This is a genomic window from Leptospira ainlahdjerensis, assembly GCF_016919175.1.
Taxonomy (GTDB): domain Bacteria; phylum Spirochaetota; class Leptospiria; order Leptospirales; family Leptospiraceae; genus Leptospira; species Leptospira ainlahdjerensis.
This window is the reverse complement of the sequence record NZ_JAFFPU010000069.1, coordinates 77,558-95,940: the sequence shown is the minus strand read 5'-3', so window position 1 is coordinate 95,940 and position 18,383 is coordinate 77,558. Positions and strand designations below refer to the sequence as shown.

Below are 18,383 nucleotides of genomic sequence, written 5' to 3'. Positions count from 1 at the left end.
TTAACACAAGATTCCTTCTTCTATAGAACTTTTTGGCGAATAACAATGAAAAAAGATTTTCATAGCTCCCCGAATAGTGATGTTGAAGAAAATTGATTAAAATCAAATACTTCGGAGGACTTATTTGCTACTGGGATACCGGAAGAAAAGTCGACACTATCAAAGCCGGAAGTTATCAAAACTTTCGATCCCGAAACTAAATTGGTTGTATGGAAGGATCTCTTCGATTGCATTTGTCCAGATCCCACAACTGCCATGTTTCCTGTATCATATAACTCGCAGGAAGACAAAATGGGCGTGCCTTTAAGAATTTGATGACCGCCACATAATAAAACTCTATTCGAAGCTGTAGTGATAGCGGTATGCCCCACCCTAAACTCACTAGTATACCCGACCGTTGAGAATGTATTCAATCCTGAATCATACAGTTCTACTACCTTAGTATTTGAGGCGAATGGTGGAGTAGTTACTTTATAACCTCCGGTTACCAATACATTTCCATTGGCAAGAAGATTCGCCGCATGGAGAGTTCGAGAAACGCTTAAATTCCCTGATCCGGAAAATGTCAATGTACCTGGATCGAAGAGCTCGGAAGTCGCGATTGTTACTTGGCTATCGTCCAATCCCCCGATAATTAATATTTTACCATTGTTTAATTTGGTAGAAGTATGGAGACAACGATTGAAATTTAAATTTCCTACTGGAACGATTGAAAGGTTATTTGGATCGAAGAGCTCAGCACTTTTTAAAATAGAACTGGCTTTTCCGCCTGAAATTAACACTCTTCCATCGTTTAATAAGTCCATACTAAAATCTGATCGGCCTTGTATTAAATTTGGTCCACTTATTATATTATTTGTTAAAGGATCGTAAATTTCAGTTTGGATTAAGGGAGGATCTGCATTCGAAGCCGCGCTTAATGGACTAGGATTTCCGCCGACTATGAAAACTCTTCCATCTAATAGGCGGATAGATTTAAAATTTGAACGGGCAAACTTCATGCTATTTACTTGAATAAATGAATTTTGAATAGGATCAAATTGGAAAATATCATTCAATACATTGTAACCATTTTGACCTCCTAATATCAAAATATTATTCCCGATCGGTACAGAAACGTGGCCGTATCTTCCGTTCTTTTGTTTGCTAATTAATAAAAGAGAAATCAGGCCTAACTCATTATTATCACTATTTCCAGATGGATTACATTGCAGAAAAAGATAGATCCCGATTAAAAGATAAACAAATTTTATAAACATGAACTTATATAATACAAATTTAACACTTACAAGGCTCGACTCAATGCTTAATTACCAAATTCGATATTTATTTGACCGAACACTTTTATAATGAATTATACATCCGTCTACGCCCGTAAATTTTTGTATGCAACTATCTTTGCAACTCCCCCATTTCGAATAACGTATACTCATGTCTGGATATTCTTTTTTACACTTATTAATACATAAATCCAATTTAATATTGCATGCTTTAATTTCTTCCATTTCAGCCCTCGAATTGGATTCATTTGAGTTCCGATATGTTTTCAGATCAGGAGAATGTTTCGTTTCCGAAACGGAGCAAAAATAAAAACTTACAGCTAAGATGATTAAAATGAATATTTTCATCCGCAATTATTCACTGCGAACAATTTCAATTTATGTAATCAATCTTTGCATGATTGTTTTCCTAATAAAATCAACAAGCATGAATCTAATGCCAATTGACTCGCCTCTACCGAATTCTGCGAAGAAGAAATTAAACCAGGGGCACAAACACCTTCAATTAAAACATCCTTCTGCTCTTTGCATGAAGTGAAATCAATTTCTAATTTTTGGCAATTCATACTGAATAAAATTGCCAAAACCAATATTAGACTTTTTTTAGGTTTTATTTTTAATCTCCGAACTCTATTCAAAATGTCACTCTACCCCAGGTGAAAAAACGAAGGGACTCATACAACCAATCTTCTAATAATTACTAAGATATTGTCCTAATATCATTTGATTTTATCAGAATGGTTGAAAACTATTTTAAGAGGTTTAACTATTATTGGACAAGATCTTAGTAATATTTTCAATTCAAGTATCCCAAGTGGCCAATTTTACAATTAATAGTAAATGGTTGGCCGCTATTCACTCCGACCAAAGTAGTCGTGGTCGCACTTTCAATACAATTATCCACATCACTTTCATAATAGTATTCATTATCCTTTAATCCTGAAACCACGACTACCAAAGAAATTATAAAACTATTTGGATTCTTAATATTTACAGCAAGCGGGAGCGTTGCTGACAAAATTTTTCTTTTCGCTTCAGATCCAGTGACACCTTTATATCCTGCAAATGAACAACTTGATAGAACTAAAATAATTAAAACAAAACTAACCTTTTTCATTTTCCTTTCTATTATTGAATTCTCACATATGACACCAATCCTAAAATAGAAACCTTGGATTGATGTGAGCATAACCGACGATCCAGACATTATATGGATATTCTAGAAAATGTATCCCGCACCGAAATACCATAATTGCAGCGAGTCCGTCTTTTCCTGTGTATATTCGTGCTTTTTAATTTCAGAAGATAAGGCTGTCTGGATATCGACCGAACTATTTAACTCATTATATTGTCTGTATTTAGATCTTGATACTATCAATTCGTATCCTAAAAACAATCGGAGCCTATCAAAAAATAAATAGGAAATTTCTGAATTAAAATCAAATCCATGAAATTGGATCACATTATTTCCTTTGGAAATATAAATGTAATTTATATTGATTGTTTCAAAATTGTATTTAGCTTGGCCTTGCGTATAAAAATAATCTAAATTTAATCGAAAGAATAACGAAGAAATTAAATGTAACTCAGATCGAAAGCTAACTTGAGGACCATAAGTATTTATTATATTTGAATAATTTGAAACAGACGCTACATATCTAATATATTCTGGAATGAAATCTGGATATTGTCGCTCCCGTATTATGGATAATTTTCTTATACCCCCTCCAATTCCAAATGTTAATCGACCGTTATTGAATACCTCCTTTGTGATCGCGAATTTATTCTCGACTCTGTACGGATGTATATCGTAAATAAATGCTGTGCCCACTTCGGATTGCTCTGAACCTCGTGGACCAAGCACTCCAGCATATTTGAAGTTTATCTTAAAATACTGGGAATAAACTAAATAATTATAATCGAAGGTGAGTTTACGAGAGTGATTCTTATATATAAATCCTAAACTAGTATATCCAGGATTCTCAAATTTTCTATCTCGGCTCGGCTTATCATAACTGCTTAAATAACCATTGCTTGCAGAGTTTCCTAATGAAGAGTTTGAATCCGATTCTCTCTGCAGTGATTCAGAAGACCAGGTTCCTGAGTTCAATCGAAAATAAGGCTCGAAAGAATGCTTTTTTTGATTTTTGAGATCAGAAGTATCGGCATTCGAATTCTCTAATTTTTGTGAATACGTTCGTGTCGAGAATAGCAGAAAGAATACTATCAAATACATTGAATTATTTTTCATTTTAATTTCCTATTGTTGTTAGTTACGAAAATCTCTTCCCATCTTAAGATCCGCCACCTTGCTGTAATGAACAAGCAAATATCCACAACGATATGAATTGCGCCTGCTTTGTCGCTTCTGCTGAGCTACCTGGGGACGTTGTTTGCGAGCCTGCGCTTCCTGAGGTACCTGTATTATCACCTGAAGTTGTTCCTCCACCATTATTTGAATTTGCAGCATTTTGAACATTCGGATTAAACAAAAATATCGCAGCTGACTGAGATGCCCCACAAGAAGCACCGGCGTCTACATTTTCATCAGGTGAAGGAAACGCTCTTTGGGAAAATTTTTCAAAATTCCAATTTTGTCGACTTTTTGGAATGTACGTCGCTCTTTGAATACCTTTTCCTACTCCACCTACTGTTTTTTCAAGATCCGATTTCTTGTTATCTCGATGAATTTTATTTCCAATACCATAACCTAACATAAAGCCTTGCTCTGGGGTTAGACCGAATTGCGGAGCCGTGATGGCTCCCATAAGACCCCAAGCAAGTGGCGTTGATATACTATTCCCACTAACATCCCTAAAGTTCACAGGATTCCCGTCCACATACATGTATCGATTCATTCCGTTAGGCGAATCCGGCATCACTTGGCTGTCTGCTTGCAAAAATCTTCCGAGAGTTGGTTCGTAATACCTAGCTTTGTAAAAGTAAAGACCGGATTCCTTGTCTTCAACCTGGCCCGTGTATTTGTAACGGAAAATATCGGGACCATAGGAATCGTTTCTGTTGATGGAACCATAAGGTTCGTAAGAAACGTAACTCACTCCAGGTTCTGGTCCAGAAGCTGGGTTTCCGTATCCGTCAGTAATCATATTCACAGAACCCAAATGATCCGGGTGATAGAAAAACATTCCGTTCACAGGAGCTCCCCCGTTAATTCCGCCACCGGATGCACCGGAGTTTCCGTTCTGAATACTCGGAACAGTCGGGTTCACGTTAGCTCCCATCGCCAAAACCCAAGGTGGATCGCCTTGACCACTTCCTCCCGGCAAGATCCCACAACCGGGAAGAGAAGTAATCACAAACATAGCCAAGAGTAATGCTGGAGTAGCCGTTCCTTTCCATGAAAGTTCTTGCAGGAGCGTGTTTCCTCTTAGGAAGTAAGGATACGCGAGATAAAGAACTCCGAGTAAAATCAGAAAGTAAAGTGCGTTGTAGAGTTTTGTGGGAACTCCCTCTTGAAAGTAAGAAGAATATCCGATGAACGAATAGATCTCTTTTCCAAACCGATTCTTCCAGTAGTCTCCACAATCGATGGAAACGTCCTTGCAAAACCGTTTTGTCAGAGTTCCTACAATCAAGGTTGCAACTTGATTCTTCTCGTCTGTCGCTGATTCACTGAGTTGTAGTGTCGCATCTTCTCTCGTCCACTGCGCCACGATCTCTCCTTCTATTCCTTTGACATACACAGTGTGTTTTTCCGGTAATCCAGAAGCTCTTACGATCTCGTAACTGTCTCCGAAAGAATATGTCGTTGTCAAGGCCGCATCCGACACTGCCTTGATTCGATTTCCAGAATAGTCGTAGTTGTAATTGATAGAAGCCGTTCCGCCATTCGGAGTGATCTCGATCAACTTTCCAAAGCTGTCATATCGAAGAACATCACCGTTTCTCGAAATCATGTTCCCGCTTGCATCATACGCATAATTCATTGTTCCCGTGCTTGCGCTTGTCGCCGTCGTCACTGCGTTCGCATGGTTTCCGTCTGAATAGTTCAGTGTGAGATTCCCTTTTTGAAGTAAGTTACCGTTTGCGGAGTAAGAATAATTCTGGGTTCCGTATTTTCCAATCGCAGTTGTGACTCGATCTAAGTTGTCCAACGTGAAATTTTGGGTCCGGTTCGGATTTACTTTGTCTTCAATCTTGGTGATGTTTCTCTTTCCGTCGTAGGTGTATTCCGTATTTCCGATCACACTTCCGTCCGGCTTTTTCGTTACGATTGCGATGGGTTTTCTTTCGATCGGTTCGTAAGCAATTTCCATTGTCACACCGTTTCCCGTTACTCTTCGGATCGATGGATTTCCGTTCGTATCCATATATGGTCCTTGATAACTTACGACACTGTGGCCAATGCTCGTTCCGTCTGCCGAATCCATCGTGATATTTCCAATCGTTCCATTGATCGTATATTGATTGTGAGTTTTCGTTCCATCGGGATATGTTTGAGTCAGTGGTCTACTCAAGGAATCGTAATCCGTTTTGAAAATCGCGATGATGTCATCGACGAACTTTTTCTTTTGAGTGACTTCTCCCCTTTGACTGTAAGAGAATTCTGTTTTCCCCGTTCCGTCGGTAACTTGTGTTACACGTCCTCTGGAAAAGGGAACGCTTCCGTCATCATACACAAACTGAATCGGAGCCTCGGGCCCATTTGTGCTTTGGGTAAGAATTCTTCCCAATCCGTCATATGTAAAACTGATCGTCTTTCCTCTTGCGTCGGTTTGACTCGCGATTCTCCAATTCGAATCATAGGTAAGAGAAATCGTTCCAGAATTTGGATCTTGCGTAGAAACTTTTCTCCCCAGAGAATCGTATCCAAACGTTGTCACGAGTCCTCCCGGATCGGTAATACTCGCAATTCCACCAAACGGAGAATACGAATACTGAGTCGTTCTTCCTTGATTGACTCGGCTTACAACCTGCCCCAGTTCATTTTTTGTCTCGCTCACAGTAGAAGAAAGGCCGTCGGGATACGAAGTCGATTTTGTTTCCATAAAACCGGAACGGGTCACATTGGTTTGAATCGTTCCGTTAGCGCTCGGTTCCAAGATCGTAGTCAAATTCCCATCGGGATCATTGTATTGATATCTTGTCTGTTGCGGAGTCTGAATACTCAAGTACGAATTCGATTGTTGAATCAACTTCCCTTGTGCATAATCAAAGACGCTATCCTGAATCTGATTCACACCGGAAAGAGAAGTATTGCTTACCGAACGAATCGTATTCCCCAACGGATCTTCAAAGGTTTGAGTCGTGCTTGTATTTCCACTGACGGAATCGATGATATTTTTTGTTACCGACTCGTTGTTTGACAAATTGTTTAGATCAAAAAGACCGGTGTTCGAATAAGAAAACGTTTCATTCGGACTGGAGTTTCCAGGATACGTAACACTCAAAATTCTTCCATATGCGTCATACGACATCGAAGTTGTCGCGCCGTTCGGATCGGTTTTGGAAAGTTCCAAACCAAGCTCGGGATCATAGACACAAGTTGAACTGTGACCCAGAGCGTTCGTCTTTGTGATAGGAAAAAGATTCAAGGAAGAATCATAAACGATCGTACTCACTCCGCCGCTCGCGTCCGTAACCGAAGTCACATTCCCAAACGAATCATAACCAAAAGTCGAAGGCAAAGGAGATGCACTCGAAGGAAATTGAGTTTGAGTAAGAATCTTGTCTCCCGAATAAATCAGTTGTGTGTCACTCACCCAGGTTCCGTCTACATTCTTTCTTGATCTTAATACTCTTCCGATTCTCCAAGCCGCCGTATCATGCACATACTGAGTCGTATTTGTAACCGTATGAGAACCTAAAGAATCAGTCTCGCTCGTAACAAATCCGAAGGAATCATAGGTGATCGATTTGGAAGAGGTGGTGACTAAGTTTCCATTTTGATAAACATTCGAGGTAACGGCACCCGCAACCGCAATCTCTGTCCCAAATGGATTTGGAAAACTAAAGGAAGAATTGTTCGAAGAACTCAAGAGATTGTTGAGCGCGTTGTAACTTCTCGTGCTTTGTGGAACCCCAGCCAAACGAAAGTCGTTCTGAAAATAATCCGTAATCGAGTAAAACCCCGTATCCACATCGGTTTCTTTCACGTAAGCAAAACCCAAACCTCTTGCAACTCCTCTTGTGCCGAGAAACATTCGATTGTTTGAATATTGATAATTTGTTCTTTTGACAATCCCTGCGGAAAGCTCCTGGGTCGTTTGAACCGCTAGATAACTGGGAGAAGTGTTGGGAAGATTTGGATAATTCCCGGAACCTGCAACCACAGCTCCCGTATGGAGGTTTGCAAGACCGTATTGAATCAAAGACCTTTGACCACCGGAGTTGTTCGAAACGATTTGGAGCATATCTTCTCCTGAGTTTCGAGCCGCATTGTAACGATAGGTGATTTGTCCGGCTGTTTTGTCCGCCGAAATGTAGGCAACACTGAGATCGGAAATCCCGTCGTTATTCATATCTTGAAGCCAGATTTGATACGAGTCGGAACGTTTGATTCCGGAAGCGTCGTTGAATTCATTAAAGGAAAAACTTCCAAAAGAATACGAAGAATTCAGCGCAAAACTTCCATCCCCTCTGGAAAGATAGGTTTCGTATTGGTTGTTGCTCAAATTCATCAAAACCAAATCCGGAAAACCGTCTCCGTTCACTTCCCCAAAATTAAACTGAATCAATTTAGTAGGATCTCCAGAGTTCAAAGAAGTAGAGATCGGACCGGTGAATCCGTTTCCAGTAAAAAGAGAAACAAAAGCTTGGGTTCCGGAAAAAGTTATCAAGTCCAAATTTCCGTCTCCGTTTGCATCCACAAGAGTACTTTTGTGCGGATCAACCGGACCACTGATCGGAAAGTTTCTCACCTGAGATGTTCCGTTGCTTACATTAAAAGATCGGATTTGAATCGAGTAAGTTGCATTCCCCCCGGTTCCTGCGGCAAGGATCGCGCCGATCTGCGTACTAATCGTCTGACTCTGTTGAGCCAAGGGTCCAATTTCTGCCGCTACGATATTTTGAAGGTCACCCGTAAGACTTGTGGCATTTGCCGGAGTCAAAGTGGTTCCTCCACTCGAACCTTGCAAAGCAAGAACGATCTGAAAACAACCCAAACCGCAATGAGTATCAAAGTAGTCGATCAAATACTGAAACTCGGTCGGGTTGATCGAGGCCGCATTTCCAGACCCAATCAAATTCACGACGTCCTGCGCTCTTTGATTTTGTTGTTGGAGAGTATTCATCTGACCATTCAGTGCATCTCTTTGTCCATTGAGACCAATCAAAACCGAATTGTCATACGACTGAACCAACTGAATGTGATCCGCTTTACCATCCCCCGTCATGTCAATCATCGCATTGATAAAAAAGTCGGAAGAACCTGAGACAGATATCGGATTATCAAAAAAAGTTTTCCGGTTGATATAGATTTGATAAGAACCTCCGGAGAAGTGAACAAAATCAACGAGATCGTCTCCGTTCAAATCTGCAAAATAATCTTTTAACGCTCTGTCATTCGTAACCGGGGTCGGGTTCTGAGGAGAATATTGAAATTGATATTCGTAAGGACTAAAAATCGTCATGTTCCGATTGGCTCCGTCCATACTTACGTTCCCAAATGGAGTCGGAGAAGAAAAAGAATTCCCATTCGAATACACTACCCAAAGGTTTCCGTTGTATTCATAAGCAAAATCCGTTTTGCCGTCTCCGTTCAGATCAACTGCTTGATAGAATGTGTTGTAATAAATGGGAAGACTTGCACTATTCGCAAACGCAGCAGAAGACCCATTGGCTAAAATCAAATTCCCGGAAAGATGAATGTTTCCGCTATTCTGATCGCCGTTTAACGTCGCAAAGTCGCTAACTCCGTCACCGTTTACGTCCATCGACACCCACGCGACGAGTGCAGTATCAATTCCGTTTAGACATCCATTCACACCACCCCAACCTTGGAAGGCCGCGCAGTTTGTCGCCACGTAGTTAAAGAATGCGGGATTGCCGCCCGTACACATAGGAATAATCGCACACAAACAAGAAGCAAGACCTGCGTTACAAGCGTTCCTGTCGGGGACAGGCATCTTCACGATGAATTGCATAGCAAGATTCACGTTGGAATCCAAAAAAGTTGGGTGATACGGTAACTCTTGGTTGAAAAATACGTTGGCGATATCCAATAGAAAGTCCGGAACAAACACAGGAACCGTACCAAGATTCGATCGATTTGTGGTATTGACTCCAACGATAGAAAACTCACCCGCGTGATCGGAATAAGAAAATGTAAGATCATCAAAATTTTCGGCGCCGAAGTTGTTGCTCCCGGAACGTTTGAGAATTTGCAAAATCGAACGACCCGTAACCGGACCGGTTGTATAGTCCAGGTCGTATTTTCTAAAAGAACTTCCTGCAATAAAGACTTCGATCGTATCGAGTCTCCTCTGAGTTCTTACAATCGAACCTTGGGTATAATTAGGAAACTTGTCGTTTCGATTTTCATAAGTGAAAGCGATCGTGCGATCATTGTACGAAATCTGAGAAGGATAATAATCTCCGTTTGAATTGTCCATCGGAGTATAAGTGACGTTGTAACCGTTTCCAAAAGAATCTTCTTCCCGGTTTAATGCCCATTCCCGAATGGAACCGGCAGTTCTTCCAATGGAGCCTATTCTTGAATCCGGAGTTCCACCAAAGGTAAATTTTCTTCCGTCTTTGTCGGTTGCCACCCAAGAACAAGGACCGTCTCCACAGTTTCCTTGAGGAACAAATAAAATCCAGGATTCTTTCCTGGAATGAAAAGCCGAACGATTTCCGCTAACATCGATTAGCTCCCCTGCTAAAGAGGACGAGTAAGAATCGGTTCCGTTATACGAAATTCCAAAAGATGGATTTCTTGATATTGTATGAATGCCTGAAAGATCCCAGCCGACACCCACGACTCCATTTCCACCCCTTGAATTGTAAGCGAGAGCCAGAGAAGGAACCACACCTTTCGTTCCCTGGGGAACTTCAATCGGAATCGATGTGGAGGCAGAACCATCGTGATTTGCTTCGATGACGGGAAGTTTTTGAGGAATCCCCGTTGTAACGGCCGCCGCCATCGTGCTAAAAAAGTTTTGAACCGAACGAATGAGAGAAAAGTTAAGAACAAAAAGGATAACAAAGCTTAAAGTAAAAATGCGAAGTCCGCGTGATTTCATCCAAAAACTCCAGTTCTATTTGTATCAAAGTAACTATTTCACCCAGAATTTCTAAAAACAGAAACGCCTAGATAATGATACTATTTTGACACTTTTAAAAACTTACGACGAACTAGGAAATATTTTTTGAAATTTATACATCCTTAGAAGTTTTTGAATTATAATAAACGTTGTACTAAGGAATAAACAACAATCCTTAGTACAATAAATCTTCTCTGTGATTTATTGTACTAAGAACTTCTGAACTGAAACAAAATCTTAATTTCATTTACAAAAATGATACACTTCCGACTTGCTTAATCGAAGGAAAATTTGGCAAAGGTACAGTGAAAATTAGCAAATACGTTATTGTCTCTTTAATAGTGTTAGCAACTCCCCTTCTCTCTTCCGAGCTTCTTCTCAAATCAGGCGACGCATTCCTCATCGAAGAGATCAACGAAAGCGCGGACAACGTTAGTCTCCGTTGGAAAGGAAGATTGTATAGAATCCCGAAGTCTGAAATCCAAAGAATCGATTACTCAAGGAAAGGCCCCGAGCCTTCGTATCAATATTCGGAATTTCAACTTACCGATGGAAGCTCCGTTCGCGGGATCATCGTAGAAAGGAAAAAAGACAAAATTACTTTTAAAACTGAACTCGGCTTTGTTGAAATCGAGAAAGTTAAAATTCAGAATTCCAATTCTAAGTCTTTAGAAAACGATAACGAAAGTCCGGATTTGCCTGATAAATATCTTTCGGGTCGGGCGGGCGAGAATCAACTCTTTGTGGGCGGTAGTTTTTTTGCTCAGGCAAACCACGGAGCTTGGTTTCATACGAATCCTGCCACCGCAGGAGCGGGACTCTTTTTAGAAAAAGGATTTTTAAACCGACCTCTTTGGTTTTTTGGATTTCTTTCAGAATATGCAATGGCTCCTTCGACGACACAAGGCTCTATCAACCTTTGGAATCAATCCTTCTATCTCGGAAAACAATTCGGATCCTCTGCCCCCTACTTTTTGTTTGGTGGAGGAGTTACCGCAATACAATGGAAAAGTGATTCTAAATCCGTAAATGGAACCGATCCGGAATTGTTAGGCGAAGTTGGATGGGCCTGGGATTTAAACAATGGATCCCGGCTTAGGCTCGGAGTTCGTTCACAGTGCACGATTGAATCCGGTGATTCTCTTTGCAGAACCGGTCTTAGAATCTCTTGGGGTCTTCTTTTATGAACTATTCTTTCAAAATTACTTTTTTCTTTCTCTTTTCCCTTTTCCTGAATTGCCATAATTCTCCTCTTTCCAATATTCACGACTCCGAAACGACAAAGGTTACACTTGCACTCGTGACTCAGCTAGGACCAAAATCGGCAACGATTAGTTGGGAATGTTCGTCTTCTCAACCTGGTTCCGTCGTGTATGGAAGAGGTGGAATTGAATCCGCAAGTATCAGTTTAGAAAATGCAAAGATTCACTCCATGACTCTTCAAAATTTAGAATCGAACACCGATTATATAGCTTCGGTTTTTTGTTCTTCGGATATAAACAATCTGAAAGGGGTTCCGATTGCATTCAAAACTTGGGTAAGTGATTTTCCAAATAGAACCCGAGGACTTTGGGTTGTGGGAGGAATCGGTGCCGATGCTAATCCTGTTTCGCAAATTGATTTTTTTGATCCGGTGACTTCCACTTGGTTTCCAGCGGCGACTTCGATTCCAACTCCTCGCGCGTTTGCAAACGTCGTTTCGCACAAAGAAAAGATCTACGTGATTGGTGGTTTGGAAAAACAAGCCGGGATCTATGTTGCTTCTCGAAAAACAGAAGTTTATGACCCCTATTTAGACCAGTGGAAGACGTTAGCCGACATGCCTACAGCTAACCAAGGAGGAGTCATTGCGTCCGTAGGTGAGGAAATTTTTATCATAGCTGGAACCACAACAACGGACATGACGACTGGAACGGTTTTAAATACAGTTTCCAGATTCTTCCCCGGAATCGGACCAACCGGCGTTTGGCAAAGTTATGTGTCACTCACTGCGATCTTCGCAAGAATCGATATGGCAGGTTGTGGACTCAACGGTTCGATCCTCTTCACCGGCGGAAGATTCAACGCAGACGGTTCGGCACAAGTCACAGCAGACGGATATGTTCCTTCCGTAAATTCAACCACAAGCGCGGGTGAGCCATCGATCAACTTAGCAAGACACGGATCCGGTTCCGCTTGCGTAAAACCCCTAAATTCTGATTCGTTTCCAACGGATCCAGAATGGTTTGCGGTAATCGGTGGTTCCACCGGAACAAGCACCTTGCAACCGGTCGGCTCAATCACGCCTTCCAACAGAACGGACTTTTCTCAAATCGGAACGGGTCTTTTCACCATCGGTCCCATTCTTCCGGTTTCCGTTTATTATCCAGGAACCCAAGCCTCGTATGAAACAAGAAAGTTATTCGTCCTTGGCGGAGCTTCCGCTCTAAACATTCCCACCGATACCGTTTATTCCATCGGTCTTCAAAATCCCATCGCGAGTACATGGACTCTGGATTCTCAGAAAATGCCAAGAGCGCGTTATGCTCACAAAGTCATTCGAATCGACAGGTAAGAAACAATGAAATCGATCTTTCAAATACTTCTCTATTCCCTTCTGTTTCTCATTTTTTCGTTTGGCCTCTTTTCCGAAGAAAATGTTATGGCAGGAAGCCATGAAGACGGTGAACGCCTCCTTGAAGAAAGCCAATACTCAAAAGCTGAAAGTCTCGCAATCTCGCTTCTCACAAACAATCCTTCCGATCCAAAAGCGGAGTTTATCCTAACAAGAGCCTGGATCGGTATCGCAAGTGAAGAAAAGAAACGGGGAAATTACGACCGTGCCAAACAGTTTTTTCAGAAAGCATATCTAAAATGGCCTCTGAATCAAGAGCTGAAATCGGAAATTGAGAATCTCCGAAAAATGCCGAGACAGAGAGACTTTGGACAGACTTCTTTTGGAAAAGGTACTGGATCGAATACTGTAATTCTTTTGGACTCGGAGATTTATCGTTCTGTTCAGGATATCAAAGAAGAATTGAATTCGATTCTTTTGCAAACAAAGGCAACTAACGTAAGTAGCGAAAAAACATTTTCAAATGAGAGAATTTATCAAATTGCATTGATTTTAATCGGGGGCATTTCTCTCTTGAATCTAATCATGAATTTTTTGATTTGGAGAAAGAAATGAATTGGAGAAATTTTCAAAGTGAAATTCCAACGATTAAGCCCGGAGATCAAATATTACTTCGTAGCGTTTCTGGAGAGTTTTTTGTTGGAGAAGTCACTTCTGAAGGCATTTTAAAAAGATCTGGAACAGGTTACAGATATAGCCTCAGGGATTCTACTCTTTCTCATTGGTGCGAAATAGTGGACCCTGGTTTATCGGGCTTCTCTCAAAATCTAAATTAATTCTGCTTCTATACTCAACTGTCTGGCTATTTCGCCAATTTCTCTCTGTAATCGGCGCAATCTGCAAGTGAAAGTTCTTTCGTCATTTCCTTCAATCGAGAATATACGCGCCCTTCTGCTTGATTTTTAAATGTTGATAAGGGAAGATTTGAGGTAAGTATCGTTAATCTTCCTTGTTCGTAACGCGCATCGATCAAGTCATACAATTTTGAATTTGTCCAATCTGTCTCTTTTTGTACGCCAAAATCATCAAGCACCAAAATCGGAATATTTGCAAATTCATCTTCTATTGTTTTTTCTTTTCCATGTATTTCGGATCTCTTTTGGTAGGAGTCTCGAATTATATCAAAGAAATCTCTATTTATTTTGGCATATTTACAATTCTCTTGATATCGAAAGATCATTTCGTTCAATATACTGCAAGCGAGCAATGTCTTTCCAGTCCCTGGATTTCCCCAGAGATATAGACCCTCATTCGGTAATTTGTCATCTTTCCAATTTTTCACCAATTCACATCCCCAATCATGAGCGATCGTAAATTGAATGCCAATACTCGAATCGTGATCCATTTGGTCGAAAGTTCTAAATTTGTATTTAGACGGAATTCCCGACTTATGGAACAAAGTCTCCATTTTTCCGAACTCCATTCGCGCCGTACGACAAACGCATGGAATCATTTTGCTCTGCGAAGAATCAAATACCATCGAAGGTTGTTTCCCGCCACATGGACAATTTTCAGAAATACATCTGCATAGAGTTAAAACACTCGATACCTGCCCGCCCGTTTTTTCTGTTAAGTAAAACCCAACTCCGCCACACTCTAAACAATTGGCGTCGCCCTCTCTTATGGTAACGATTTTCTTCAAAACCATATTCCCCTACCTAAAATATCCCTTTTATCCTGCGAGTTTCATTTTCTTTTGCATATCTTGCTCGAAGTTATCCGACTGCGATAAAAAGACGCCAATAGGTTTATGAATATTTAATATTCTAATTTAGAATACGCTAAGCCGCCGAGTGAAAATGAATTTTGTTATCCATAAAAATAGTCGCTATTACAGACTTTGTTTTATAGAAAAAGTATGTTCGAATATGGTTTTTAAGTTTCTCGGGAATCGGGTCAAAAAACGTAATCTTTTTAAAATCATATTGGATTCGCACGCTTCTAAGAATTTCCAATTCTGGACGATTCAGTTTTAAAGAGGAGTAGTCCAGAAATCCACGAATAGACTCGTCTCTAAAGCTTATATTGTGAAAATACTCGTATTGAATTTCCGGTTCTGACTTTGTTATTTTACCGACTAAATTTTTAACTATTTCTTGTTTCCCTTCTGACTGAGTATGCTCAATATCAGAACGTACGTTTGGCATTTTTATTTCAGGGGTTAAATTCTCCGTTTGATCCTTGCTATCCCCGATTTTCTGGATTTGGACAATCAGTGGAAGTTTTCTTTTTTCTACAAAGTATTTTGTAATCACATTTAAAAGAGATTCTGATACTTCGCTAAAGAGGCTCAAAGTTTTCCCGTTTGAGTTTACTTTTAGCTTGTGTAGAGTTTCCCTACTGCTTTTTGTAAGAACCTCATCTGCATACTTTAAGAATCTTTCCCATTCAACTCCAGTTTCATCAAAAATAGCAGGTACAAAAGTGGGTATAGAAGTCTCTAGGGAAGTACGACTAGGAGGCGGATTGTTGTACGGGGCTGTCCCGTACCCTTGTACGGAGCTTGAGTTCCCATTCGTACTATGCTTATCACCTTGCCTAGCATTATTGTCCTGGGCTTTTCTTTGATTTGCTAACTCCTTATTCCATTCTTTCTCGTTCGTGATTTCATCGTACAATTCATCTGAGATTCTTAGAATTCTATAGTTACCGCGAAAAGCAGTTTGGACTAAGTGTCCGTCTCTTCTTAGTTCGCGAATATACTTAGAAACTGTGGTCTCGGCTAACCGCACGTATTCGCCGAGTTCTTTGTTTTTTGTTATACAGCCGCCATAATTCTTTCTTCCGTTCATATCCAATTGGGCTATCTTCGAAAGAAGGTCTAACTTGCTTCTTGCATACGGCATTTCGTCGATGACTCCAGGGCGAAATTTTCCCTGTTTCCGTTTTTTATTCTCGTCCATTTCCATACTCGATTTTACCGATGCGGACATACTTCGGGCGCGCATGGTAAGTGTATTACCCTACTCTACAGTAAGAAACGGGGACATGGTTTAGGCGTGGAGCCTTTTGGATGGTCCTCGATTCGTTTTCAGACGGCAAAATGTGAGATAAGCCGCGCTTTAGTTATGTCTCCTAAAGCTATTTCAAATTCGGACTAGAATATGGTACTAAACAGTAGTCAAGCAAAATTATGTCACTTAAACTAAAAAAAAGGAAGGAATGCCTGCGAAGTATCTCACCCCTTCGCAGGCTTTTTCTGAAAACGAATCTCGGAAGGAGATTACACAGCGAATATAAACCATGTATTCTTTTTGGGTACTCTTTTTTGAGGCGGTATTGAAAATATTTTACCGGAAATTAAATACAAAGTATTGCGACTCAAATGGGAATGAACATTCCCATTTTCATTAAAAGAGTTTTAAATCATTTTCAAGGTTGGAAATGATTTCATTATGCTTATTGTTTTCTTTTTCAATTTCCTCGACGATAAATCTTTTAATGTAATCTGCTACTGGTTTCTTTAAACCTTTTTTTCCTTTGCCATTCTTTTTGAATAGAAGATATAACTTCTTTGCTTTTGTGTAATTATAATCGAGAGGATTTATTTCTTTTTCAAGTCTGTTCTCAGATTCTGGCTCAGACAGTTCTTTAGTAGCCGCTCTAATATCACTAATTGCTTCCTGGATGGTTTTCGCGTCCTTACCGATAAACTGCTGATATTGATAAATTCTCAAATAATTACTCGCGGCCCGTCTATCGAAGCCTAAATATGCTTTATTTTTTTCGATATAATCAATAAAACCCCCATGTCCAATGGAAACTTTGGCTACATGCAATTGTTCGCCAAATTCTATTGATGCTGAAATTGTCCTTCTGTGGGCATTAAGAAGTGATTTAAAGAAGTCCCTAAGATTTTGGAGTTGTGGATCAATTGACTTAACATCGTTCTTGTCTAAAGAGGTTGTCGGTTGTTCTGACTCCTTATTTTTCTTTAAAGACGCCTTAACTAACTCTTTTCTGCTTAATTTATTTTTTTCTGCCATTGGATACCTCATTGGCTAAAACTAAAAAGCGATCAAACGCAGAATGTTTTTTCGGATTTAAAAATTCACCTAAGTTCGAAGCCGTGTGGACAGTATTATCATTAATATTTGCAAATTTACTTACATTTAATCCATTATGTTCGCAAACTTCAATAAGCTCTTCTATTTTATTCTTAGAGATTCTTGAAGGGACTACTGTGAATTTAATTTTTTTCTTTAAGGCCGCTTCAGTTTCTTTGAAAACTTTAAGCATGTCATCTGTCCCATCAAAGCTCCATGCTCCATATTCTAATGGTGAAATAACGTGATCGGCACAATGGAGCGCCGCCAATAGGACTACATTCACGACGTTGTGAAGATCTAGTAATATGAAATCGTAATCCAATTCTCTGAGTAATTTCTCGAATCTAAACTTTAATCGAGGGTCGTCATAAAATTCTAAATCCACTTTTTTAAGCCTTTCGACAGCAGGGATGAAATCAATTCCTTGCCCTGTTTTGAAAATATAATTTTCAAAACTTTCAGTGTCTGTAAGCATATTAAATGAATTTTTAGAAGCGGCTTCATTTTCGTTTATATTGAAGTGAGAAAACATGAATTTGCTAAGGCTTCTATTGAAATCAAAGTCGATGGCTAAAACTTTGTTTCCGAGATGCGACAAGGTTTGCGCTAAATAAATAGTATTTGTGGTTTTGCCCACACCACCTTTCCCGGAACAAATTGGTATAATTTTCATCAATTAGAAAGAGTAAAAATCGGGTAAAATTGAGAAAGCGCAAAAACAAAAAAATGGAAAAAATTGTGATTATCTGCCATTTTCAAATGGGAACGCGCATTCCCATTTGAAAATATTGAAAGAGCCATAACTAAGAAAAAAAATGGAAATTTTAGGTTTCCGATAAGGGGTGATTATCGAGAAATTCAAGAAGAAGCTAAAATTCAAATTGATTTCCGTTCACATTAAATCTTAAAAAGTGACCTTGAGTAGAATTCGGGAAAGGCTTCAATCCGAGCTTTTACTAGAATAGTAAATTAATATTTAAAGGGTGAAAAAGCTCATTCTGAAGAATAGGTAGATAGTAAATTAAGGGACATAATAAGAAAAACCATTATCATCCAAATCCTCTATTTTCCGATATTTTTCCCTGTGCTACCTACAGGAGGACGATAGGGAGGGGGAATTCCACTTTTTCAAGTTTAGTTTGTCTAATTGAAAATTTTGAATCAAAACAATTGACTAAAAAATAATAACCACTGAATTCTTTTTCAGAACTGC

The 18,383-nt window shown here is 39.8% G+C and carries 12 protein-coding genes; 4 read left to right on the top strand and 8 right to left on the bottom strand.

Features of this window, described 5'->3' with window-relative positions:
* Window positions 1-59: 59 nt before the first annotated feature.
* From JWG45_RS17620 to JWG45_RS17605, 4 genes are all read right to left on the bottom strand, one after another.
* Window positions 60-1,259, bottom strand: a complete 1,200-nt coding sequence (locus JWG45_RS17620) for a Kelch repeat-containing protein (protein WP_205280934.1) — start codon at window positions 1,257-1,259, stop codon at window positions 60-62.
* An 817-nt stretch (window positions 1,260-2,076) separates the two neighbouring features.
* Window positions 2,077-2,397 carry a TIGR04452 family lipoprotein gene (locus tag JWG45_RS17615; protein WP_205280933.1) on the bottom strand — a complete coding sequence of 107 codons (321 nt, stop codon included), beginning with the start codon at window positions 2,395-2,397 and terminating at the stop codon, window positions 2,077-2,079.
* 102 nt (window positions 2,398-2,499) lie between these two features.
* Complete coding sequence (locus JWG45_RS17610) at window positions 2,500-3,531, bottom strand: LA_2444/LA_4059 family outer membrane protein (protein WP_205280932.1); 1,032 nt, start codon at window positions 3,529-3,531, stop codon at window positions 2,500-2,502.
* Window positions 3,532-3,574: 43 nt separating this feature from the next.
* On the bottom strand, window positions 3,575-10,486 hold the full coding sequence (locus JWG45_RS17605) for an RHS repeat-associated core domain-containing protein (RefSeq protein WP_205280931.1): 6,912 nt from the start codon (window positions 10,484-10,486) through the stop codon (window positions 3,575-3,577).
* Between the two features lie 326 nt (window positions 10,487-10,812).
* Here JWG45_RS17605 and JWG45_RS17600 point away from each other — a divergent pair, with 326 nt between their 5' ends.
* The 4 genes from JWG45_RS17600 to JWG45_RS17585 all read left to right on the top strand — a co-directional run bounded on the left by JWG45_RS17600 (window position 10,813) and on the right by JWG45_RS17585 (window position 13,897).
* On the top strand, window positions 10,813-11,694 hold the full coding sequence (locus JWG45_RS17600) for an LA_3334 family protein (RefSeq protein ID WP_205280930.1): 882 nt from the start codon (window positions 10,813-10,815) through the stop codon (window positions 11,692-11,694).
* Window positions 11,691-13,061: a Kelch repeat-containing protein gene (locus tag JWG45_RS17595; protein WP_205280929.1), complete on the top strand. Its 1,371-nt coding sequence runs from the start codon at window positions 11,691-11,693 to the stop codon at window positions 13,059-13,061. The genes JWG45_RS17600 and JWG45_RS17595 overlap by 4 nt, the downstream gene beginning before the upstream one ends.
* 87 nt (window positions 13,062-13,148) lie before the next feature.
* Entirely contained in the window at window positions 13,149-13,676 is a 528-nt protein-coding gene (locus JWG45_RS17590; RefSeq protein ID WP_232380754.1) for a Tom20 family protein, read from the top strand.
* Window positions 13,673-13,897 carry a hypothetical protein gene (locus JWG45_RS17585; RefSeq protein ID WP_205280927.1) on the top strand — a complete coding sequence of 75 codons (225 nt, stop codon included), beginning with the start codon at window positions 13,673-13,675 and terminating at the stop codon, window positions 13,895-13,897. Before JWG45_RS17590 ends, JWG45_RS17585 begins: the two co-directional genes overlap by 4 nt.
* A 26-nt stretch (window positions 13,898-13,923) precedes the next feature.
* On the opposite strand, the gene zapE is transcribed toward JWG45_RS17585, so the two are convergent.
* From zapE to JWG45_RS17565, 4 genes are all read right to left on the bottom strand, one after another.
* A complete protein-coding gene (zapE, locus tag JWG45_RS17580) occupies window positions 13,924-14,769 on the bottom strand; it encodes an AFG1/ZapE family ATPase (protein ID WP_205280926.1) in 846 nt (281 codons plus the stop codon).
* 133 nt (window positions 14,770-14,902) lie between these two features.
* Window positions 14,903-16,054, bottom strand: coding sequence for a hypothetical protein (locus JWG45_RS17575; RefSeq protein WP_232380753.1), 1,152 nt, complete (start codon window positions 16,052-16,054; stop codon window positions 14,903-14,905).
* A 417-nt stretch (window positions 16,055-16,471) separates the two neighbouring features.
* Window positions 16,472-17,107 carry a hypothetical protein gene (locus tag JWG45_RS17570; protein WP_205280925.1) on the bottom strand — a complete coding sequence of 212 codons (636 nt, stop codon included), beginning with the start codon at window positions 17,105-17,107 and terminating at the stop codon, window positions 16,472-16,474.
* Window positions 17,091-17,843, bottom strand: a complete 753-nt coding sequence (locus tag JWG45_RS17565) for a ParA family protein (protein ID WP_205280940.1) — start codon at window positions 17,841-17,843, stop codon at window positions 17,091-17,093. Before JWG45_RS17565 ends, JWG45_RS17570 begins: the two co-directional genes overlap by 17 nt.
* Window positions 17,844-18,383 lie beyond the last annotated feature (540 nt).

Coding starts and splice junctions, on each gene's coding strand:
- JWG45_RS17620 (WP_205280934.1), bottom strand. CDS start 1,259: ATGTTTATAAAATTTGTTTATCTTTTAATCGGGATCTATCTTTTTCTG.
- JWG45_RS17615 (WP_205280933.1), bottom strand. CDS start 2,397: ATGAAAAAGGTTAGTTTTGTTTTAATTATTTTAGTTCTATCAAGTTGT.
- JWG45_RS17610 (WP_205280932.1), bottom strand. CDS start 3,531: ATGAAAAATAATTCAATGTATTTGATAGTATTCTTTCTGCTATTCTCG.
- JWG45_RS17605 (WP_205280931.1), bottom strand. CDS start 10,486: ATGAAATCACGCGGACTTCGCATTTTTACTTTAAGCTTTGTTATCCTT.
- JWG45_RS17595 (WP_205280929.1), top strand. CDS start 11,691: ATGAACTATTCTTTCAAAATTACTTTTTTCTTTCTCTTTTCCCTTTTC.
- JWG45_RS17590 (WP_232380754.1), top strand. CDS start 13,149: ATGGCAGGAAGCCATGAAGACGGTGAACGCCTCCTTGAAGAAAGCCAA.
- JWG45_RS17585 (WP_205280927.1), top strand. CDS start 13,673: ATGAATTGGAGAAATTTTCAAAGTGAAATTCCAACGATTAAGCCCGGA.
- zapE (WP_205280926.1), bottom strand. CDS start 14,769: ATGGTTTTGAAGAAAATCGTTACCATAAGAGAGGGCGACGCCAATTGT.
- JWG45_RS17575 (WP_232380753.1), bottom strand. CDS start 16,054: ATGTCCGCATCGGTAAAATCGAGTATGGAAATGGACGAGAATAAAAAA.
- JWG45_RS17570 (WP_205280925.1), bottom strand. CDS start 17,107: ATGGCAGAAAAAAATAAATTAAGCAGAAAAGAGTTAGTTAAGGCGTCT.
- JWG45_RS17565 (WP_205280940.1), bottom strand. CDS start 17,843: ATGAAAATTATACCAATTTGTTCCGGGAAAGGTGGTGTGGGCAAAACC.